At 39.5% G+C, this 22624-nt stretch carries 17 protein-coding genes and 1 pseudogene; 6 read left to right on the forward strand and 12 right to left on the reverse strand.

Annotation, left to right across the window (positions count from 1 at the left end; all coding sequences use genetic code 11):
- Positions 1-510 precede the first annotated feature (510 nt).
- Entirely contained in the window at positions 511-1227 is a 717-nt protein-coding gene (trmB, locus tag ACH8JV_RS16505; protein WP_396480684.1) for a tRNA (guanosine(46)-N7)-methyltransferase TrmB, read from the reverse strand.
- A gap of 145 nt (positions 1228-1372) precedes the next feature.
- Between trmB and ACH8JV_RS16510 the strand changes: the two genes are divergently transcribed.
- Together ACH8JV_RS16510 and ACH8JV_RS16515 are read left to right on the forward strand one after the other, a co-directional pair.
- Positions 1373-3811: an ExeM/NucH family extracellular endonuclease gene (locus ACH8JV_RS16510; protein WP_396522564.1), complete on the forward strand. Its 2439-nt coding sequence runs from the start codon at positions 1373-1375 to the stop codon at positions 3809-3811.
- Positions 3812-4019: 208 nt separating this feature from the next.
- Entirely contained in the window at positions 4020-4631 is a 612-nt protein-coding gene (locus ACH8JV_RS16515; protein WP_000781338.1) for a glutathione binding-like protein, read from the forward strand.
- A 62-nt stretch (positions 4632-4693) separates the two neighbouring features.
- Here the strand turns inward: ACH8JV_RS16515 and ACH8JV_RS16520 are convergent, their stop codons facing one another.
- Positions 4694-5038 (reverse strand): hypothetical protein, encoded by a 345-nt coding sequence (locus ACH8JV_RS16520; protein ID WP_191108487.1) that lies wholly within the window; start codon positions 5036-5038, stop codon positions 4694-4696.
- A 173-nt stretch (positions 5039-5211) separates the two neighbouring features.
- On the reverse strand, positions 5212-6777 hold the full coding sequence (gene ahpF / locus ACH8JV_RS16525) for an alkyl hydroperoxide reductase subunit F (RefSeq protein WP_396522566.1): 1566 nt from the start codon (positions 6775-6777) through the stop codon (positions 5212-5214).
- 255 nt (positions 6778-7032) lie between these two features.
- Here ahpF and ACH8JV_RS16530 point away from each other — a divergent pair, with 255 nt between their 5' ends.
- Together ACH8JV_RS16530 and ACH8JV_RS16535 are read left to right on the forward strand one after the other, a co-directional pair.
- Positions 7033-7251 carry a DUF1653 domain-containing protein gene (locus ACH8JV_RS16530; RefSeq protein WP_004702746.1) on the forward strand — a complete coding sequence of 73 codons (219 nt, stop codon included), beginning with the start codon at positions 7033-7035 and terminating at the stop codon, positions 7249-7251.
- Between the two features lie 45 nt (positions 7252-7296).
- Positions 7297-7884 (forward strand): O-methyltransferase, encoded by a 588-nt coding sequence (locus ACH8JV_RS16535; RefSeq protein ID WP_396522568.1) that lies wholly within the window; start codon positions 7297-7299, stop codon positions 7882-7884.
- Between the two features lie 62 nt (positions 7885-7946).
- Here the strand turns inward: ACH8JV_RS16535 and ACH8JV_RS16540 are convergent, their stop codons facing one another.
- Both ACH8JV_RS16540 and ahpC read right to left on the reverse strand, forming a co-directional pair.
- The gene (locus ACH8JV_RS16540) at positions 7947-8162 is read right to left on the reverse strand and encodes a KTSC domain-containing protein (RefSeq protein WP_396522570.1); all 216 of its coding nucleotides are present in this window, start codon (positions 8160-8162) and stop codon (positions 7947-7949) included.
- A 192-nt stretch (positions 8163-8354) separates the two neighbouring features.
- Positions 8355-8918, reverse strand: coding sequence for an alkyl hydroperoxide reductase subunit C (ahpC, locus tag ACH8JV_RS16545; RefSeq protein ID WP_003652649.1), 564 nt, complete (start codon positions 8916-8918; stop codon positions 8355-8357).
- A gap of 352 nt (positions 8919-9270) precedes the next feature.
- Here ahpC and hrpA point away from each other — a divergent pair, with 352 nt between their 5' ends.
- Positions 9271-13128, forward strand: a complete 3858-nt coding sequence (hrpA, locus tag ACH8JV_RS16550) for an ATP-dependent RNA helicase HrpA (RefSeq protein ID WP_396522572.1) — start codon at positions 9271-9273, stop codon at positions 13126-13128.
- 95 nt (positions 13129-13223) lie between these two features.
- Positions 13224-14330, forward strand: a complete 1107-nt coding sequence (locus ACH8JV_RS16555; protein WP_013198471.1) for a beta-ketoacyl-ACP synthase III — start codon at positions 13224-13226, stop codon at positions 14328-14330.
- Positions 14331-14434: 104 nt separating this feature from the next.
- Here ACH8JV_RS16555 and ACH8JV_RS16560 read toward each other — a convergent pair whose 3' ends face one another.
- The 7 genes and pseudogenes from ACH8JV_RS16560 to benA form a co-directional block, all read right to left on the reverse strand.
- Entirely contained in the window at positions 14435-15697 is a 1263-nt protein-coding gene (locus ACH8JV_RS16560; protein ID WP_396522574.1) for an OprD family outer membrane porin, read from the reverse strand.
- 44 nt (positions 15698-15741) lie between these two features.
- Positions 15742-17100 carry an aromatic acid/H+ symport family MFS transporter gene (locus tag ACH8JV_RS16565; RefSeq protein ID WP_396522576.1) on the reverse strand — a complete coding sequence of 453 codons (1359 nt, stop codon included), beginning with the start codon at positions 17098-17100 and terminating at the stop codon, positions 15742-15744.
- A 476-nt stretch (positions 17101-17576) separates the two neighbouring features.
- The gene (benE, locus tag ACH8JV_RS16570; RefSeq protein WP_396522578.1) at positions 17577-18770 is read right to left on the reverse strand and encodes a benzoate/H(+) symporter BenE; all 1194 of its coding nucleotides are present in this window, start codon (positions 18768-18770) and stop codon (positions 17577-17579) included.
- Between the two features lie 57 nt (positions 18771-18827).
- The gene (locus tag ACH8JV_RS16575; protein ID WP_396522580.1) at positions 18828-19613 is read right to left on the reverse strand and encodes a 1,6-dihydroxycyclohexa-2,4-diene-1-carboxylate dehydrogenase; all 786 of its coding nucleotides are present in this window, start codon (positions 19611-19613) and stop codon (positions 18828-18830) included.
- Between the two features lie 18 nt (positions 19614-19631).
- Positions 19632-20648: a benzoate 1,2-dioxygenase electron transfer component BenC gene (gene benC / locus ACH8JV_RS16580; protein WP_151283295.1), complete on the reverse strand. Its 1017-nt coding sequence runs from the start codon at positions 20646-20648 to the stop codon at positions 19632-19634.
- A gap of 52 nt (positions 20649-20700) precedes the next feature.
- A pseudogene (benB, locus tag ACH8JV_RS16585) lies at positions 20701-21220 on the reverse strand (benzoate 1,2-dioxygenase small subunit).
- Entirely contained in the window at positions 21217-22599 is a 1383-nt protein-coding gene (benA, locus tag ACH8JV_RS16590) for a benzoate 1,2-dioxygenase large subunit (protein WP_396522583.1), read from the reverse strand. Before benA ends, benB begins: the two are co-directional and overlap by 4 nt.
- Positions 22600-22624 lie beyond the last annotated feature (25 nt).

Consider the following 22624-nt stretch of genomic DNA (forward strand, 5'->3'; position numbering starts at 1 on the left):
CTCATAAAATAATGCTAAATAATTTTAATTCTAAATATGTAGATCTTAAATCAAAGTTCAAAAAAAATGGTTTGGATTGTTATAAAAGAAACATATCTGATAAAGCTTTTTTTTGTTATGGATATTCAAAAAATAAAGATGTTACTGGGTTTTTTTAGATGTATTAGCATCAGAAAATACTAGTGATAATCATTTTATTCAAATTTATGGAAATAGTTATGAACCTAATAAATATGGAGGGGTATGGGTTCAATGGGAAACAAATTTAAATAATTGGGAAGACTGGCAAGAGATCGATAATGCAATTTGGCGCTTATTGGATGTCTGGAACGTGGCTCCTTTAGAAGTTAAGTCAAAAAATACTAGAAAATGAATATGTTAATAATTAACTTAAATTATTAATATATATGTAATTTAAAAATATATTGAGGTATATGATTTACGCTAATTTAAAAAGGCATTAAATACTAATATTTAATGCCTTTATTTTTTGTCTTTAGTAGTTAAATTTTACTTAACCTTCTTAAAGATAAAGTCATTAATCTTATGACCTGACTCAATACCACGGCGCTCAAACTTAGTCACAGGACGCCATTCTGGTCGAGGGTAACTGTTGCCTTTACCAGCCAAATTTTCAAGATCTGGACGATTGTCGAGTACATCAAGCATCCATTCTGCATATGGTTCCCAATCTGTTGCTGCATGGAAAGTACCACCAAGCTCAAGTTTTTGTTCAACCAATTGCATACGCTCATGAATAACAAAACGGCGTTTGAAATGACGTTTCTTTTGCCAAGGGTCTGGGAAGTAAAGTTGTACACAGTTAATACTGTTGTCTGGCATTTCACGTAAAACTTGAATCGCATCTGCATCGAGTACACGTAAGTTTTTAAGTTCCGCTATACCTGCTTCATATAAACATTGAGCAATACCAGGTACGTGTACTTCAATACCTACATAGTTGCGTTCAGGGTTGGCTTTTGCCATAAGCACTAATGAACGACCCATACCAAAACCGATTTCAACAGTTAAAGGACGTTCTGGATGTTCGAAGTGCTGACGTAAGTCACCAACGGGGTATTCCAAAATTAAATCGCGATGTTGTTCTAATGCCGTGCGTTGAGACGTATTAAGTGGTGCTGAACGACGCATAAACGTCACAATTTCACGGTGTTCAGGCAAATTGTCTAAGTCTGCAATTTGCGTTTCTAACTGATCGATCGACATAACCTTGGCAATATTGAAATTCAAATGCGGTATTTTAAGTCTTCAGGTGGTCAAGTCAAATATTTCGGTGTTTTTCTTCATGTAGATGTCATGATCAATATTTAATCTAAGAAGCTAATTAAAACTCACATGAACATTTTTAATCATGAAAACTTTTCAATTAAGAACACTTTCAGTTTTTTTAAGTGCATTTGGTGCATTTTCATATAGCTCAGTTGCTCAAGCACAGCTTATGTTTAGCCAGTATGTTGATGGCAGCAGTAATAAAAAAGGGTTAGAGATTTATAACCCAGATGGAACTACTGTTAACTTAGCAGACTATGAAATTCAACAGTTTAATAATGGTGGTACTGCCAAAACGGTGACTTTCCGTTTACAGGGTACACTTGCGAGTAAGCAGAAGTTTTTAGTGGGTCGCTCAGAGCTGCAAACTGAACTTGGCAATAAAGTAAATCAAGTAGCTGCCTTGTCTTTTAATGGTGATGATGCAGTTGTACTCGTTTATAAAGGCACACCTGTCGATCGTTTTGGACGTATTGGTGAGCGACCTGAGGCAGGTTGGGGAACGGCTGTTTCAAGTTTAGGAAATAGTTTTAAGCGTATTGAAACGGAAAACCCAGCTTTAAGTATCGACCCAACGGCAGCATTTGATTTGGACCACTCATGGACAGCATGGGCAAACCGAAATGATTTTTCAAATCTATCGGGTTCTACGACTCAGCCGCCAGTGCAAACGGTGAGTTGTTCAAGCTCAGATACACCCATTGCCGATTTAGCAACGTCAACACAAAACCAGTCTTATACAGTACGTGGTGTGATTACTGCTGACTACCGTTATGCCAATGGTTTCTCAGGCTTTTATGTTCAAACACCTGATACCAAAGCACGTGCAAATGTGAGCAATGCCATTTTTGTTTATATTCCAAATAGCAGCACGGTAAAAGGTGGCCAAGTTGGTGATGAGGTTATTTTACGAGGCCGTTTAACAAGCTATCAAAACCAGCTACAGATCGACCAATTACAGCAGGATATTCAAAGCTGTAATAGCAATATGGCAAATCAAGTTCAGCCAATTAGCTTGGATTTGCCATTTACCAGCTTAACAGGCAGTTCAACAAATTCTCCGCAGCGCTATCAAGGTATGTTGGTCAAATTACCTCAAGCTTTAACGGTGAGTGAAAACTATAATTATGGCCGTTATGGTGAGCTATCATTAAGTTTGGGTCGCTTATATATTCCAACCAATTTATATCCTGCCTTGTCGCCAGAAGCGAAAGCTTTAGCTCAGAAAAATTTATTATCGAAAATTATTTTTGATGATGGATATAACAACCAAAACCGTACTCCGTGGTTACCAACAAATTTTAGTGCTGCCAATACATTACGTTCAGGTTATCAGCTTAAAAATGTTGAAGGGATTTTAGAATATCGTTTTAATGGCTGGCGCGTACAGCCAGTACTTGGACGGACACAACCAGAAGTTGTTACGCAAACAAATCCACGCCAGAGCGTCATTACAAAAAATGCCAATCATATTCGTGTAGCTTCATTTAATGTTTTGAACTATGACAATGGTGCAACAGGATTCCCAACAGAACGTGGTGCGAACACACAAGCAGAGTTTGATAAACAGCACCGTAAAATTGTGAGTGCATTAAAAGCAATTGATGCTGATGTGTACGGTTTAATGGAAATAGCCAACAATGGTTATGGTTCAAATAGCGCAATCGCTCATTTAACCAGTGCATTAGGTCCAGACTGGAAATATGTAGTTCCTGAAAACTTGGACCGTTTAGGTGGCGATGTTATTGCTGTTGCGATTATTTATAACAGTAAGCGTGTGAAGCCTTTAAATAAACCTGTTGTGCTTGATTTGGGTGATAAAAATCGAACGACTTTAGCACAGACTTTCCAAGCTGTTCGTGGCAATAAAACGTTTACCGTTATTCCAAACCATTTGAAGTCAAAAGGCTGTACTGGAGTTGATGTTAACTCTACGGATGCGGACCAAAAAGATGGACAAGGTTGTTGGAACCCGACTCGTGTAAAAGCAGTTGATCAAATTGTGCAGTGGCTCGCGAAAAACCCGACACAAGTTCCTAAGCAAAACGCTTTGCTTGTTGGGGATATGAATAGTTATGCAAAAGAAGAACCTATTTTAGCCTTTGAAAAAGCTAATTATAAAGTCCTACTCAATGACGCTAAGGTTGGGCAAGGCGCTCAGGCATATAGCTATGTGTTTGGCGTGGCAAGTGATGCAAATGGCAATGGTGGAGCGGGTAACTTAGATCATGCAATTGCCGATGCAGATTTATATCCAAAAGTAGTTCGTACGTTTGCTTGGCATATCAATGCAGATGAGCCAACAGTTCTAGACTACAACGAAGAATATAAAACCGATGAGCAAAAGGCGCTGTTTTATGGCGAAGATGCTTATCGTTCTTCGGACCATGATCCTGTCATTGTCGATCTAGATTTAAATGGTAAAGATTCAAGTCATCCTGATAATGGCAACAAAAATCCTATTTTGGATTTCTTAAACCAATTAGTGGAATGGTTTAGCCAACTTTTTAAACGTAATTAACGGTAAAAAATGCGTGATGGGAATGTGTTTTATCATATTTTAAACAATCGTCACGTAAGACAACTTGCAAGGTCCAACTTTTTCAAGAATATTAGATGGTGTAAGTAATTTATAAATTTACGCTTTTTTACAATTAAGGAATTGTACAAACCTTGCAGGTTTTTTAGAAGCAATTTAAAACGTTAATGTAAGATAAGAAGGATCAGATATGAAATTATATTATTCGCCAGGCGCATGTTCTTTAGCTGCACATATTATTTTAAATGAAATTAATGTTGATTTTGATTTAGAACGAGTAAATTTAAAAACACATAAAACAGAAAAAGGTGCAGATTATTACGAAATTAACCCGAAGGGCTATGTACCAGCTTTAGAAATTAACCCGGGTTTGATTTTGACTGAAAACGTAGCGATTTTACCTTTCCTTGCTCAGCATGATCCTAAACAAGACTTAATTCCACCTTCAGGCTTAGGCCGTGCGAAAGTGTTGGAATGGTTGGGTTATTTGAACTCTGAACTACATGATGCCTATGCAGTATTTTTTGGGGCGCCGTTAACAAACGATGAAAAGACCAAAGCTTATGCTGAAATCGATCGTCTTTTAAAATATATCGATAATTATTTGGCTGAGTCGGATTATGACTATTTAGTAAATGATAATTTTGGTCCAGCTGATGCATATTTATTTGTTTTAACAAATTGGTCAAATTCAATTGAGCATGATTTAACGCCGTATAAACATATTATTGCATTGCGTAATAAAGTTGCTGAGCGTCAATCTGTACAAATTGCGATGCGTGATGAAGGTTTAATTTCATAAGCGATTTTAAACCTATTAAAAAAGCCCCTAATTAATAGGGGCTTTTTTATGTTGAATATAACTTAGTGTTGAGCTTTTTCTTTTACATCAGCAGCTGCATGTTCAACAGCTTGAGCTGTGTCAGCAGTTGCTTTACGCGCAGTCGCTTCAGTTTGTGCAGCAGCATTTGCAGTTTTATCGGCAGCGTGGTCAGCAGCAGCATCAATTTTAGCTGTAGCATTGTCTGTAGCAGTTGCAATATCGCTCGCAGCTTTGTCACCCGCAGATTTAATATCAGCGGTTGCTTGTTTAGCAGCATTTTCTAAATGTTCACCTGTAGTCGCGCCAGTTTCTGGAGCTTTATCTTTATTACAACCAACAAGGGCAACAGTCGCAGCAAGACCTAAAGCAACAAGTAATTTATTCATTGTGTTTTTCCTTCTAATTCATGGCATCCAAAATTATGGATGTCTAAAATATAAACATAAAGTAACTGATTAATAAAGATCAAAAATTGTTAAAAAGTTGTAACTTCAATATTAAAAAAGCCTAGCATTTTGCAATGCTAGGCTTTCGTTCAAGAAGAAGGAGCTAACCAGTTTTACTGCCCAGAACGAATGATGTAATCAAACGCAGAGAGTGATGCTTTAGCGCCTTCACCGGTAGCAATAATGATTTGCTTGTAAGGCACAGTCGTACAGTCACCCGCAGCAAAGACACCTTGAACATTGGTTTCGTTGCGGTCATTGACAATGATCTCTCCACGGTTGGTTAACTCAACTTCACTGTCTTTTAAGAAGTCAGTATTTGGCAGTAAACCAATCTGTACAAAGATCCCTGCAAGCTCGACCACATGCTCTTCATCAGTGGCACGGTCTTTATATTTAAGACCAGTTACTTGTGAGCCATCACCTAACACTTCTGTACTTAAGGCATTCATAATCACTGTAGTGTTCGGCAAGCTATGCAGTTTGTTTTGCAACACTTGGTCAGCACGAAGTTTTGTATCGAACTCAACCAAAGTCACATGCTCAACAATCCCTGCAAGGTCAATTGCAGCTTCAACACCTGAGTTACCACCACCAATCACCGCAACACGTTTACCTTTGAACAATGGACCATCACAGTGTGGGCAGTAGGCAACGCCACGGGTACGGTATTCTTGCTCGCCCGGTACATTCATTTCTCTCCAACGTGCACCTGTTGAAAGGATCACTGTTTTCGATTCAAGTTTGGCACCGTTTTCCAATTCAACTTCAACCAGACCATTTGCAGTTTGGTTGGCACCTGTGATTTTGCTGACACGTTGCAGGTTCATGATATCAACATCGTATTCACGAACATGTGCTTCCATCTCGGCAGCAAACTTAGGGCCTTGAGTCTTTTGCACTGAAGTGAAGTTTTCAATGTCCATGGTATCCATGACCTGACCACCGAAGCGTTCAGCTACGATACCTGTATTAATACCTTTACGTGCTGCATAGATTGCTGCTGTTGCACCTGCAGGTCCACCACCAATCACCAATACATCAAAAGCATCTTTGGCATTGAGTACTGCTGCATCTTTTTCAGCTGAGTTGGTGTCAAGTTTTGCCACAATCTCTTCAAGCGTCATACGACCTTGACCAATGTGCTCATTGTCTTGGAATACCATTGGTACAGCCATGATTTTGCGTTGCTCAACTTCGTCTTGGAAGAATGAACCATCAATCATGGTTGCTGTGGTGTTCGGGTTATAAATGGCAATCAGGTTAAGTGCCTGTACCACATCCGGACAGTTATGACAGCTGAGTGATACAAATACGTCAAAGTTGGCTTTGAGGTTTAAACCTTTAATCTGGTTGAGCACTTCATTTGACACTTTAGGTGCATAGCCAGACACCTGCAACAGTGCCAAGATCAAAGACGTAAACTCATGGCCCATTGGTAAGCCAGCAAAGAACACACGAGGCTGTTCACCTGCTTTAGCCACACCAAAGCTTGGACGGCGTGTATTGTTACCATCAAAACGGACAGTCACCTTGTCAGAAAGCTCAGCGATTTCACTTACCAGCTCTTTAATTTGAGCAGCTTTGTCTGATTCATCTAAGGCAGCAACTAATTCGATTGGACTTTCTAAACGTTCTAGGTAAGCTTTTAATTGAGTTTTAATGTTTTGATCTAACATCTGTTTTTGCTCCAATGCATCCAAATTCTTTCAATAGATGCATAGTACGTGAAAACACAGAATAGGTGAAACAGTATGTTTTTATATATTTGATCGGTTTTTTGAATTATTAAATCTATTCATAAATAAGATCAATAATTTATCTCTAAACGCTCTTTATTACTCTTTTTTATCTTTTAAAGTGAAAGTATTTAAAAATTTATATATGTTATATGGCTGTAAAGATTTTATGTCATAACATTAAAAGGTACTTTCATGTCATTGCAACGCGGCATTTATCAGCATTATAAAGGTAATCTCTATCAAGTTTTTTCTGTGGCAAAACACAGTGAGACTGAAGAAGAGTTAGTCGTTTATCAGTGTCTTTATGGTGACTATTCAACTTGGGTACGTCCGCTAGATATGTTTACTGAAACGGTGCAAATGGCTGACGGAAGTATCGTGCCGCGTTTCAAGTTAATTCAAAGCACTTAACTCAAACGACCTTCATATAAAATAACGATTTAAAAGGGTGAATATATGCCAAATACTTTTTTCTTACAAAGAGTTGCCGATTTATATGACACCTTTAAACAGCATGATTCACAGCAATCTGATCGTTTACAACGATACCGCAATATAGAAGTAGAATCTGCAAAATTAATTTCGCAATTTATTCGCATGCAGCAAGCCAAGGCTCTATTAGAAATTGGTACTTCGACAGGGTACTCAACTTTATGGCTAGCTGAAGCCGCTCAGGCCACTGGTGGGCAGGTGACTACGCTTGAAATTGATGCAAAGCGAAGTGCTGAGGCGAAACGCCATGTGGCTGAATTAGAGCTCAGTGAAATTGTTCAATTTTGGGTTGGAGATGCAGCCGATTATTTAAAAGAAGCAAATGAAGTTTATGATTTTATTTTGCTAGATGCTGAACGTGACGTATATGAAAGTTATTGGCCAGATTTAAAACGGTTAATGAAGCCTAAAGGTGGAGTTTTAGTCGTTGATAATGTGATTTCTCATGCAGCAGAAGTAAATTCTTTTTTATCTTTAATTAAAAAGGATGCAGATTTCATGAGCAGTATTGTGCCTGTGGGCGCAGGTTTATGTTTAGTAGTCACAAAATAATTTTACTGAAATCGTTTTATATTCCAGTCGGGCCTGTTTTGAACAGGCCTTTTTTATATTTGTTATGAAGCATTCACTAAAGATAGGCGAGTAAAGTGTAAATCGAATTCTAAATATTTATGTACAAAAGCAGCTTTGTCTGTTGATCGTAATAAGTTGTCATAAATAAATTCTGGTACAGGATGATAAAGTTCGCCTGAACCATCGCTATAAAATATTTTTAGATGACGTGAAGTCGCATTGTATTTCCATGAAGTGACGACCGCTGTATTTACCATAAATGTACCCCTTTATTTCATATCAAACTTACTCAAAAATTAACCGGTTGTTTATTTGACATTACTCAATGTTGAGGGCGCGGGGAAGGGCATAATTGTAAAAGTATCAGTAGAAAATGTGATGTGCTTATTCAAAACAAAAGAACCACCCGATAAAGGGTGGTTCTTTGAGTTTTTAAAATCTAAGAGAGATTAGATTTTACCAACTAGGTCGATAGATGGAGCAAGAGTAGCTTCGCCTTCTTTCCATTTAGCTGGGCAAACTTCACCTGGGTGAGCGTGTACGTATTGAGCAGCTTTTACTTTACGAAGAAGTTCAGACGCGTCACGGCCGATACCACCAGCGTTGAGTTCAACGATTTGGATTTTACCTTCTGGATCGATAACGAAAGTACCACGGTCAGCTAAACCTTCAGATTCGATAAGAACGTCGAAGTTTTTAGAAAGAGTCCAAGTTGGGTCACCAACTAATGGGTATTGGATTTTTTTGATTTCTTCAGAAGTGTCGTGCCAAGCTTTGTGAGTGAAGTGTGTATCAGTAGATACAGCATAAATTTCAACACCAAGTTTTTGGAATTCAGCGTAGTTGTCAGCTAAGTCACCAAGTTCAGTTGGACAAACGAAAGTGAAGTCAGCTGGATAGAAGAATACAACAGACCATTTACCTTTAAGGTTAGTTTCGTTAACTTCAACAAATTGGCCGTTGTGGTAAGCAGTTGCTTGGAAAGGTTTAACTTCAGTATTAATCAAGCTCATCATTGTCTCCATGATTGAGGTTTATATTTAAACTTGTTTACGAGATGTAGAATAAATAAAAATTCTTTATTGGGGAAATAGTATTTTTACATGACTAAAATCGGAAAATTGAATAAGTGATAAATTTACGATTTTTAAGTCCCCAAACACTGTATTCGATTTGACTGCAAAAACATGTAAATCAAATGACAGTTATCGTAAAAGAAACTTGCATAACAACATGAAGTCTAGCGAGTCAAAATTCAAGGGCAAAATTTTAAAAAATTAAAAATATATAAAAAACCAACTGTTTTACCTGAAGAGCATTAAAGCGTAAAATAGCGGATTGTTGAATTTTCAGGAAAATTTATCTGTGCTGAATGGTTTAAATATAGATCAATGGGTGATGGCGAGAGATCGTTACCGTTTAAATCGTTTGCGTAAAGATAAAAAAGCCGATACTTCAGAGATTGAAAAATTATTTGAACAGTCTAATGCAAAAGTTAGACAGCGTTTTGAACGTCTACCTAAAATTAAACTGAATCAGGATTTACCTGTTTCTCAATATGCAGACCGTTTAATTGAAGCGATTCAAAAGCATCAAGTTATTATTGTGGCAGGTGAAACAGGCTCGGGTAAAACTACTCAGCTTCCTCAAATTGCCATGTTAGCGGGTCGTGGTTTAACGGGCATGATTGGTCATACCCAGCCACGTCGTTTAGCTGCACGTAGTGTGTCGCAGCGTATTGCAGAAGAAGTCGGCGAAAAGCTCGGCGAATCAATTGGCTTTAAAATTCGTTTTAATGAACAAGGCTCGCAGGACTCTATTGTACGGTTAATGACCGACGGTATTTTGCTTGCCGAGTTAGGCAATGACCGTTTTTTATCTAAATATGACACGATCATTATTGATGAAGCGCATGAACGCTCACTCAATATCGATTTTATTATGGGTTATTTAAAGCAGTTACTGCCAAAACGCCCAGATCTAAAAGTGATTGTGACTTCGGCAACTTTAGATGTAAATCGCTTTAGTAACTACTTTAATAATGCACCAGTTTTTGAAGTAGAAGGTCGTAGCTACCCAGTTGAAGTACGTTATCGCCCAATTTCAGAGATGAATATTGGTGGTAGTGACGACGATGAGTTCGATGATTTTGAAGAAAACCTTCCTCGCGCAGTGGTACAAGCTGTAGAAGAATGTTTTGCCGATGCCGAAGAAAAAGGCCATCCTGAACATGCCGACATTTTAATTTTTTCAAGTACAGAACAAGAAATTCGTGAGTTGCAGGAAACCTTACAAAAGTATGGGCCAAGACACACCGAAATTTTACCGTTGTATGCGCGCTTAGCTGTTTCTGAACAACAAAAGATTTTTAGTCCGGGTGGAAAAGGCCGTCGTATTATTATTGCGACCAACGTGGCCGAAACTGCACTGACGGTTCCAAATATTCGTTATGTAATCGACAGTGGTTTTGCACGTATATCGCGTTATAACTACCGTTCACGCGTACAACGTTTACCAATTGAAGCAATTTCGCAGGCTGCGGCCAATCAGCGTAAAGGGCGTTGTGGTCGTATTGCTCCGGGTGTGTGTATTCGTTTATACAGCGAAGAAGACTTTTTGAGCCGTCCTGAATTTACCGAACCTGAAATTAAACGAACCAACTTGGCTTCGGTTATTTTGCAAATGCAAAGCTTAGGGTTAGGTGAGCTAGAAAACTTCGATTTTATTGAGCCACCAGATTTCCGCCTAGTCAATGATGGTCGAAAACTACTCATCGAGTTAGGAGCACTTAACGAGAAGAAAAATGAGCTGACTAAAGTCGGGCAAATGATGGCACGTATGCCAATTGACCCACGACTCGCGCGCATGATTGTGGGCGGTGCTCATTTCGGGGTGCTTAAAGAAATTTTAGTGGTTGTCAGTGCGCTTGCAGTGCAAGATCCGCGTGAGCGTCCAGCCGACAAACAGATGCAGGCTGACCAAAAGCATGCATTATTTAAAGAAGCAGATTCAGATTTTCTGTTTTATTTAAAACTTTGGGAGACTTTAAATCCTAAAGGTGAAGCAGGGATGTCTGAAAACAAACGTCGCCAGTTTGCCAAGCAGCACTTCTTAAGCTGGTTACGTTTACGCGAATGGAAACAAACACATAAACAATTGGTTGAGTTAGCTGAAGGTTTAAAACTAAGTTTTAATGAAAAACCTGCGAACTATGAGAACCTGCACCGTGCGTTGCTGACAGGTTTATTGTCTTTTATTGCCAATAAAACTGATGAACGTAATATCTTTATGGCGGTGCGTCAGCAAAAGGCGAAAGTCTTTCCTGCGAGTACTTTGCACAAAACCAATACTGCTTGGGTGATGGCTTTTGAGATGGTCGAAACCTCTCAAGTTTACTTACGTACTTTAGCCAAAATTGATCCTGAATGGATTTTGCTTGCTGCACGCGACTTGTTGAAATATCACTATTTTGAGCCGCACTGGTCTAAGAAAGCTGGGATTGTAAATGCGTATGCTCAAATTTCACTGTTTGGTTTAATTATTGAACCAAAGCGCTTAATTAATTTTGAGAAAGTTGACCAGCCTGCTGCTCATGAAATTTTCTTACGCGATGCATTAACCACAGGTAACTTAGGTACAGTTCCGCCATTTTTAAAACACAATTTACTTAAACTTGAAGAAGTTGAACGAGTTGAAGATAAATTGCGTCGCCGTGATTTGGTGGTGGATGAAGAAACGATTTATCAGTTCTATGCCTCTAAAATTCCTGAAGAAATTGCAAGTCGAAGTAGTTTTGAAGACTGGCGTGCAACGGTTGAAGCAAAAAATCCACGCTATTTATTTGTAGAAGATGATGCACTTTGGCTCAATGACCGTCCAACCACACAGCAATTCCCAGATCATTTGCATAATGGGCAGCTACGTTTAGCAACGACTTATCGTTTTGACCCAAGTCATGATGAAGATGGTGCAACGGTTCAAATTCCGGTACAAGCTCTTCCTCAGGTCGATGAAAACATCTGGTCTTGGGGGATACCAGGTTGGCGTTTAGATTTAATCGAAGCACTACTAAAAGCTTTACCAAAAGACAAACGTCGTAGTGTAGTGCCTATTCCTGACACAGCTCGTAAACTCATGCAGGGTATCGATGCTGTACATTTGCGTCAGCATATTTTTAGTTATTTAGCTTTTGCTTTACGTGGTGAGCAAATTACTGAAAAAGATTTTTCGTTTGAACGTATCGATCCATATTTAGTGCCTTTTATTAAGGTCATTGATGAAAAAGGTAAGCTGATTGCGAAAGGACGTGATTTACCTGAGTTAAAAGCACGCTGTCGTGTTGAAACGCATCGTCCAGTGAAACAGCAAAAAGGCGAATTTAAAACTTTCCCTGAAAACTTTACCTTTGAAGCTTCGCAAAAGGTGACAGGTGTTGTTGTTAAACAATATCAAGCTTTGGTACCGACCAAAACTTTTGCCGATATTGAAGTGAAAGATGATTCTGGTGTTGTTATACAAACCTTTAATGATCAGGCTGAAGCTATTAAGCAGCATCGTGAAGGGATTATTCATCTGGTCCATATGCAACTAGGTGACTTGGTTCGCCAGTTGAAAAAGCAGATTTCAAAACCGCTCGCGCTGGCTTATTCACCTTTAGGCGATAAAGCCAAGCTTGAGCAGATGCTGGTTTATGCAACATTGCAGATGGCAATTACAACTTTGCCAATTAATGCTGATGAATTCAATAAGCTGCTAGATCAGGTCAAAAAGCAATTTTTGAGTTATGGTCAGCAAGCACTTGAGCAATTAAGTGATATTTACATTCAATGGCAGCAAATCCGTCGTCAGCTTTTAGTGCTTGACCGAGACATATTTGGCCGTAGCGTTGATGATATTGAAGATCAATTAGATCTCATGTCACTTAGCAATTTTGTTTACTGCCAACCAGTCGATCTTTGGCAGGAATATCCGCGATATTTAAAAGCGCTGCTATTGCGTTTAGATCGATTGCCAAATAATCTACAGCGAGATCATGCCGCTATTGATGATGTCGATCCATGGATGGACAAGGTATTTAAATTCAAAAACGATCCAAAAATCAAAGAATTGTATTTGATGTTGGAAGAATTCCGCATTTCTTTATTTTCTCAACCGATGAAAACCAAGATGCCTATTTCGCCAACTCGACTGCAAAAGTTATGGGATCGTTTGGGAATCAGTTAAGATAGATCGGGGTCTGTTTATGCTGTTGTTTAGCCTACAACGCAATTTATAAATGAAAGATTAACAGACCCTATTCATTTTTTTAGGAGTTTTACATGGGCATTCGTATCACAGGTACTGGGTTATTTCACCCAACAGAAATCATTTCTAATGAAGAACTGGCCGACAGTTTAAATGCTTATGTGGAACAATATAACCAAGAGAATGCAGAGAAAATTGCAGCAGGTGAACTCGAAGAATTACGTGGTTCTAGTGCTGAATTTATTGAAAAAGCGTCTGGTATTAAGCGCCGTTACGTGATTGAGAAATCAGGTATTCTCGATCCAAATCGTTTGCGTCCTCGTTTGTCTGAACGTTCAAATGATGAACTTTCACTTCAAGCAGAGTGGGGCGTCATTGCTGCGAAACAGGCAATGGAAAACGCAGGCGTAACTGCTGAAGATATCGATGTTGTGATTTTGGCATGTTCAAACATGCAGCGTGCTTATCCAGCTGTAGCGATTGAAATTCAGTCAGCACTTGGCATTCAAGGTTATGCCTACGACATGAATGTTGCATGTTCAGCTGCCACTTTTGGTCTGAAACAAGCAGCTGATGCAATTCGTTCAGGTGCTCGCCGTGTTTTATTGGTGAATGTCGAGATTACATCGGGTCACCTAGACTACCGTAACCGTGATTGTCACTTCATTTTTGGTGATGTTGCAACGGCTTCTATTATTGAAGAAACGACTACTAAAACTGGTTTTGAAATCTTAGATATTCATTTATTTACTCAATTTTCAAACAACATTCGCAATAACTTCGGTTTCTTAAACCGTAGCGAAGATGCAGTGGTTGACGACAAGTTATTCCGTCAAGATGGCCGCAAAGTATTTAAAGATGTTTGTCCGTTAGTGGCAAAAATCATTAATGCGCAGTTGGAGAAAATGCAGTTAACTGCAAACGATATTAAGCGTTTCTGGTTACATCAAGCGAATGCCAATATGAATGAACTAATCTTGAAATATGTGGCTGGTAAAGAGGCAGATTTAAGCCGTGCCCCAATTATTTTAGATGAGTTTGCAAATACCTCTTCAGCAGGCGTTATTATTGCTTTACACCGTACAGGCCACGAAGTAGATAATGGTGAGTATGGCGTGATTTCATCTTTCGGTGCTGGTTATTCAGTAGGCTCGATTGTTGTACAAAAGCACGTTGCTTAAGCTAGAAGATTAATTAAAAAAACGCTCGTAAGAGCGTTTTTTTATGAGCGAAATAATATAAAAAAGCGGACCAAAATTAGCCCGCTTAGATTAAATCAAAATGATTAAAACTTTTTGGTGTAGTTTACAAACAATCGATCTTCACCAAAGTCATTGCCATGTTTTACGTTGTAATCAATACGAATGTATTGCAGGGCCACGCCTTTTAAGAACGGCTGCTGAAACGCATAATTTAAAATCACATTCGACTCAGTTTCATGGTTTTTCTCACCATTGGCTGCTTTAAAGTCATGTCCGTAAACATATTTCACCATTGCATTTAAGCCCGGTACATAATCTTTAAAGTCGTAGCCATACATCACATGGTAAGACTTTTCATCCTCTTTAAAGAAGCCTGTGGCGTTCCAGTTAATGAAATAGGTCTCTGGTAAGAAACCATCTGGTAATGGATAAGCCGACTCACCCATAATCTGTTGGTACCCCAAACCAAAGGTATGATTTTTTACTTTAAGTGTTTCTAACACCCCAATGTTTTGCGCATCAATATCAAAAGTATTGCCGTCATTTTTTGCATTGAAGTATTTAAACTTAGAGGTGAGGGCAAAATTAGGTTGTTTCCAATTATGCTCAAGTCCTACATAGTGTTTATTGTAGAGATCTTCCAAATTACCAAAGTAATATTCACCCTTGAGTGATGGCGTAAATTGATAGCGCAGGTCAATATAATTTAAACCATCAGATTCTTTGGTAATGCCATTTGAAGTGAACGAAAACTTTTTAAAATCCTCTTCATTTCGTGGCGACACTTTTTCAACCCGACCAATTTCAGCATAAAGCTGATCTGAAAGTTGTGACTTAAGATTGGTTCCCCAATAAGAGGCAAGTAATTGTCGGCTGGCATCGACAGCCGTTACAGGTAAATCCAACCAGAGTTCACCCACACTTAAAAGGGTTTTGTCATAGCCTAGTTTTAAGGTTGCACCGTATTTTAAAAAGTCGGATGCTTGTGACTGAGTTTCTTTATTAAAAGGCAAAACCGTGTCCGCAACATGTTTGTCTGAACTCAAGCGAACGGCGTATTGAACCGAAGCATCAGCTCCAATGGTAATAGGTTTGTCTGCAATTTGCAGTGGAGTGTCATGCATTTTCGATTTATAAAATAATGACGCTGCCTGAGACCAGCTACCTGTGTCTTTGAGTGCATCATTATCAAAATTACGGTTGATATAGGCATTCTTTAGCGTGAACTTCCATTCATTTTCATTTTGTTGAGCCGTATCTGTTGCCCATAAACTTGAGCTAGTCAATAAACCTAATAATGTGGCTATTGCTAAATTACATGGTTTAAAACGGTGTAATAATTCCATAATCCATTTCCAAAAAGATGCGCCAGTCCTCGGCGCATTTGTATTTACTGCTGGGTAAGCGTGTTTTGAGGGTTAAACGTGGATAGCGTTTGTGCGGTAACAGAGGCTTTTAGATTGACCATAAATATTGCAAGTGCAGCAATCACACCCGGAATTGCAATTGCTAAGAAATTCATTTGGTGAGGAAGCTCAAGTGTGAGAAGGGCTCCTGTTAAAATTGGTCCAATAATCGCACCAATACGGCCAATTCCAGATGCCCAGCCCATGCCAGTTGAACGAAGTGCCGTCGGATAGAACTGGGCAACGAAAGTGTAGAGTAAGATTTGAGAACCAATTGTGGCAGCACCAGCAATCGCAATCAGGCTATATAAAATAAATTGTGGACTATTAATGCCAAGCAGAATTAAAGCTGCCGATCCCACAATAAACATAATGGTAATAACAGGTTTTAAATGGAATCTATCTGCTAAAGCACCACCACCAATTGCACCGACCATGCCCCCAATATTGAGCGCGAAGAGGAATAACATGCTTGCACCTAATGAATAGCCTGCTTGCAGCATGAGTTTAGGTAACCAGCTTCCTAAGGCATACACCATGAGTAAGCACATAAAGAAAGCAATCCAGAACATAAATGTGCTGAAGGTGCGGCCTTGTTGGAAAAGTGCACGGACAGGTGCATCTGTTGTTGTACTTTCATTTAACACCAGTTGTGTATTGGCGTTTAACTGCGTTTCTGGCGCAATTTTACTTACAATACCTTTTGCCTGTTCGCTATGATTTGATTTCACTAAAAAGGCGAGAGACTCTGGCAAAAATTTCCAAATGAGTGGGAGCAATAATAGGGGAATACCCGCAATTAAAAACATGATTTGCCAGCCCATATCTTTAACCAGCCATGCACCGAGTAGAGCAGATGTCATGCCGCCAATTGCATAACCACTAAACATAATTGCGACTAATGTACTGCGGATTTTTTTGGGTGCATATTCGGTCATAAGCGCAACGACGTTTGGCATAACGCCACCAATACCAAGGCCTGCAATAAAGCGTAAAATAGCAAACTCAGTTGGTCCTTTGGCAAAGGCACCTATAAAGGTAAATCCGCTAAATAAGGTGACACAAATCAGGATAGTTTTTTTACGTCCCAATTTGTCTGAAAGTGTGCCGAAAATCATGGCACCAAACATCATGCCGAATAGAGCAGCACTGGCGAGTAAACCAGCTTCTACCGCAGTTAATGACCATTGCTGCATTAACAGAGGAAGAGCAACCCCATAAATAACTAAATCATATCCATCAAAAATAATAATAAGTAAGCACCAGATTAAAACTTTCCAATGAAAAGATGTAAAACTGGCTTTATCAATTAACTCATTAATATTAACCTTGCTCGTATCCATTTTTCTCACCTCCAATTTGTGAAGCATCGCGTTATTTTTTAATAAACTATTTTGTTATTGGATTAGAGTCAAAAACCTAATTGATATATCTTTATGTCTTTAAGGTATTGTGCATTTATTGGTTTAATTGTTTGAAAAATATATATTTATTTTTATTGTTTAGCTAACTTTGTTGTGTCTTTAAAATAGGGTTAAATATTGTATGATGAGAATTTTAAGGATTTTATAGATGTTTTTTTATAGATTTTATTGATGATAATCACAACTAAAAATATCGTTAAATTTATATTATGAGTTGAAGTGAAAATATAAAAATAAAATACTAAAGTCTATTATTTAATTATTTTATAAATTGATCTTAAGAATGAAAATTAATTTATATTTAATAAAAATCGCCAAATCAGAATTAGCAAATTATTTGCATCCTGATTTGGCGATTGAGGTTTTATTTTAGTGGCGGGCGCTTAGATAAAAACTTAATTTGTGGCTGAAGTTGAACGTGGGGTGAGAATGAAATGGGCGATTACACCAATACAAATACCCCAAAAGACTGAGCTTAATCCAAGGAAATGCATGCCTGATGCTGTCGCTAAAAGGGTAATAAGTGCGGCATCACGTTGACTGTCATTTTTCATAGCAACAGAAATATTGGTGGCAATTGCTCCGAGCAAGGCTAAACCCGCCAGTGCTGCAATCAACTCTTTAGGAAGTAAGCTAAATAGCATGACAATACTGCCAGCAAATAAGCCTCCTAAAATATAAAAAATCCCGTTGGCGATTCCTGCGATATACCGTTTTTCTTTCAGTTCATGTGCATCTTTGCCCATACATAAAGCTGCGGTAATTGAGGCAAGCACAATTGTAATACCGCCAATGCAGGCAACAGCTAAAGAGGCAATACTGGTAACAGTAATAATGGGTTTGGCTGGTGTGTCGTAACCGCTGAGTTTCATAATCGCCATACCCGGTAAAAATTGTCCGGTTAGGCTGACTAAAATGAGAGGAACAGCGAGGTTCAGTGTTGAGTTCCATGTCCATTCTGGGCTAATCCACTGTGGAATAGCTAAACTAAAACTCACATCAACCGGATTCATTTTGCCTAAAAAGAGGCTTAATAAAACTCCGGCAGCTAACACCCAAATCATGGTGTAGCGCGGCATTAAACGTTTGGCAATTAAAAAGACAATAAGCATGCTAAAGACAATAAAAGGCATGCTATCAGATGCGGTAAATAAGCCAATACCAAATTGAAAAAGAATACCCGCCATCATGCCCGCAGCGACGTCTTGCGGAATCCACTTAAGTAACTTGTCGAAGTAACCGGTAACGCCAATTAAAAAAATAACAATGGCAGACGTAATATATGCAGCTATTGCTTCATTTAATGAGACATTTGGAAATAGAGTAACTAACAGGGCAGTGCCCGGTGCTGACCATGCGGTTATGACAGGCGTTTTATATTTAATCGAAAGATAAATACCTGAAACGGCGGCACCAATTGAGATTCCCCAAATCCATGACACCATCATGTCGGTGGACACATGAGCACGCTGAGCAGCTTGGAAAAAAATAATCAGTGGGCCTGAGTAAGAAATTAAAACCGCAAGAAAGCCAGCAACTGTTGCTGATATGGACCAGTCATTTTTTAACGTCTTTAAAAGGGTTGCCATGTGTGATTGCCTCCATGCAAATCATATTATTTACCCAATCATGCAAAAAGATCAGGGTTAACCCTGATCTCCACCTCCGACCGAAATAACCGAGCCAGTCATATATGATGCTTCGTCTGATGCAAGAAATAAAATTGCATTGACTTGTTCTTGAATTGTGCCATAACGGCCCATAAATGTTCGATCTATGGTTTGATCAACCACTTGCTGCATCCAGTCTTTTTCATTTTGACTTAACGGATTGGCATTTCGTGGCACTTTGCGAGGCGGTGCTTCGGTTCCACCAGTCGCAACAGCATTGACTCGAATTCCGTCTTTGGCATGTTCAAAAGCAAGCGATGCCGTTAAAGCATTTACGCCACCTTTAGATGCCGAGTAGGGAATACGGTTAATACCACGGGTTGCAATTGAAGAGACATTTACAACAACACCCGACTGTTGCTTAATCATAGCGGGTAACACAGCACGGCAGCACCATAACGTTGGAAACAATGAACGATTTACTTCCTTAATGATCTCTTCTTCGGAAAACTCTTCAAAAGGTTTCATCCAGATCGCGCCACCTACGTTATTAATCAGGATATCTACCCGACCATAATGTTCAATGGCTTTTGCAACAACCGCTTGCGCGCCTGCATAGGTTTCTAGGTCAGCATTAATCGTAACAGCATCACCACCTGTACTCTGAATTTCTTTGAGTACGTCTTCAACATATTCAGAGCGGTCAGCCATGATGACTTGGCCGCCTTCAGCTGCAACTTGCAGTGCCACGCCACGGCCAATACCTTGGGCACTACCCGTAACAATCACGACTTTATCGGTAAATCTTTGACGGTTTGACATAGATAACTTCTCCACCTGTTAATTCGCAGAGAATTTTTCAAACAAGAAATTAGCAGGTTTGATATTTTCAGTTTCTAACCAGCCACGTACCGCTTCTACCATTGGTACTGGTCCACATAGATAAACATCGACGTCGCCACCGTTTAACCATTCACTTTCAATATGACCCGTTACATAGCCTTTGCGTTCATGGTTACTTTCAGGACTTGCGACCACAGTTCGATATTCAAACCATGGGAATTTCGCCTGCAACTCATTGAGTTTCTCTAAAGCAACCAAATCAAAGTCATTGGTTACGCCAAAGACTAAGCGAACAGGTTGTTCTGAACCTTTTTCTTCAAGCACTTGTAACATCGACATAAATGGGGCAATCCCAGTACCGCCTGCGAGCATCAGCACTGGACGCGCCACATTACGTAAGTAGAAGCTACCGAATGGACCTGTAAATGTCATTTTGTCACCAGCTTGAGCATTCTTACTCAAGAATTCACTCATTTTGCCATTCGGTACGTTACGGACCACAAAGCCAGTTAAACGGTTACCCGGTTTTGAGCTAAATGAATATGAACGGGTTTCGCCAGTTTCAGGAATTGCAACATTCACATACTGACCTGCAAGGAAATGAATATCCGGTTGGCCTTCATCAAGTTGAATATCAAACGTGATGGTTGAATCTGATAAGTTTTCAACGCGAGCTAATGTACCTTGGAAGCTATGAATTTCTGTTTTGCAGACATCTGATGAGGCTTGAATCTGGAATACCGCATCGGAAGTTGGTCGACATTGGCAAGCAAGAATATAGCCTTGCTCAGCTTCTTCAGGGGTTAATGCATCTTCAATATAGGTTTCTTCTGGCATGTCATAACTACCGGACTCGCAAAATGCGCGGCAAGTTCCACATGCACCATCACGGCAATCCAAAGGAATATTAATTTTTTGGCGATAGGCTGCGTCAGATAGGGTTTCGCCTTGAGCTACGTTAATGAAACGTGTAACACCATCTTCAAATTGAAGTGCAACATTATGGTTTGACATGGCATGTATCCTACAAAATATTTGAAACTTTTACCCTCAGTCAACAGTCCGTTTAACTGAGGGGGTATGTCTTAAAGGTGGTAAATATCAATCACTTGATTGATGTAGTCATTTTTCAAAACGACATACTTGCTCAAGATTTTTGGTTGATCACCTGAAAAATCGATCACATAACGTGACATACCGAAATAGCTGTAATTTGTCTTGTAACGGAAACTCAAGGTATTCCAGTTAAAGCGAACAGTAACTTTGTCTCCGTCACGCTCTACGACTTCAATGTTGGCAATATTGTGGCTTGTGCGTGTGTCTGGCATGGTTGCTGATGAGCGCTCAGTTTTAATACGGAACACACGATCTTCTAAACCTTGACGGTCTGGATAATAAATAAGTGAAATTTCAGATTGAGGATCTTCAGTTAATCTATCGTCATCATCCCAAGCTGGCATCCAGAATGAAGCTTCTGGTGCATAGCATTCAAGCCAGTCATCCCATTGTTCATCATCTAAAAAGCGAGCTTCACGATAGAGAAACTGAGCAATATTTTCTAAAGTTACTTTGTCTTGAGTGCTCATGCTGTTTCTCCCTGATCAGCAACTTCTTTCTCTGATGCAATCGCGTGTTTCATGGTGTGTAACCAATATTGATGTTGGGCAAGATAAAGTCCCTCATCTTCAGTTTTGATACCACTTAACATTGGTTTTAAACCGATTTCGTTCGCTGCATCGTCTGGTCCATAAATCCAGTGTTTTGAACCACGGCACATGTCATTCCATTCAAGGGCAATACCTGCATAGCCTGCCTGACAGGCACGGAATTCTTCTAAATCGTCTGGTGTTGCCATACCTGAGGCATTAAAGAAATCTTCATATTGACGGATACGACGTGCGCGAGCTTCGGGTGCTTCGCCTTTAGGTGCGATACAGTAAATGGTGACTTCAGTTCTATTAACCGAAAGTGGGCGAAGTACACGAATTTGCGAACCAAACTGATCCATCAAATAAACGTTTGGATAGAGACACAAGTTACGTGAACGCTCAATCATCCATTTTGACATTGCTTCACCGTATTTTTCGGTGTATTCGTCTGCTTTCGGGAAGTTTGGACGGTCTTCTGGGTTTGCCCATTGTGTCCACAGCAACATGTGGCCATTTTCAAAGCCATACGAGCCACCGCCTTGTTTACCCCAAGAACCTGCACTCATCGCACGGATGTTATCGGCAGCTTGTGTTTCTTTGCGGTGTTGAGTTGTTGCTGCGTAGTTCCAGTGAACAGCAGAAACGTGGTAACCATCGGCGCCATTTTCAGCGGTGAGTTTCCAGTTGCCTTCATAGGTATAGGTAGATGAACCACGTAAAACTTCTAAACCATGTTCAGACTGGTCAACAATCATGTCGATGATTTTGGTGGTTTCACCCAAGAATTCTTCAAGTGAAGGAACATCGGGATTTAAGCTACCAAATAAGAAACCTTTGTAGCTCTCAAAACGAGCCACTTTTTTAAGGTCATGTGAGCCTTCTTGGTTAAAGCAGTCCGAGTAACCAGCTTCGCTTGGATCTTTAACCTTGAGTAATTTACCTGAGTTATTAAATGTCCAACCGTGGAAAGGGCAGGTATATGTTGCTTTATTACCACGCTTGTGACGGCAAAGTTGTGCTCCGCGGTGTGAACACGCATTGATCATGGCATTGAGTTCGCCGTTACGGTTGCGGGCAATAATGACCGGCTGACGACCAATGTGAGTGGTGTAGTAGTCATTATTATTTGGAATTTGGCTTTCGTGCGCTAAGTAAACCCAATTACCTTCGAAGATGTATTTCATTTCGAGGTCAAATAGGGCTTCGTCAGTAAACACTGAGCGATGAAGTTTAAATTCACCTGTATCGATATTATCTACAAGTAATTCATCAATACGGTCAAGATGGCTAGTATTGATTACAGGAATACGTGGCATGTCCGTTCTCCGACTTTCCAAAAGT

The sequence above is a fragment of the Acinetobacter sp. ABJ_C5_2 genome, from assembly GCF_044538485.1.
GTDB lineage: Bacteria > Pseudomonadota > Gammaproteobacteria > Pseudomonadales > Moraxellaceae > Acinetobacter > Acinetobacter nosocomialis_A.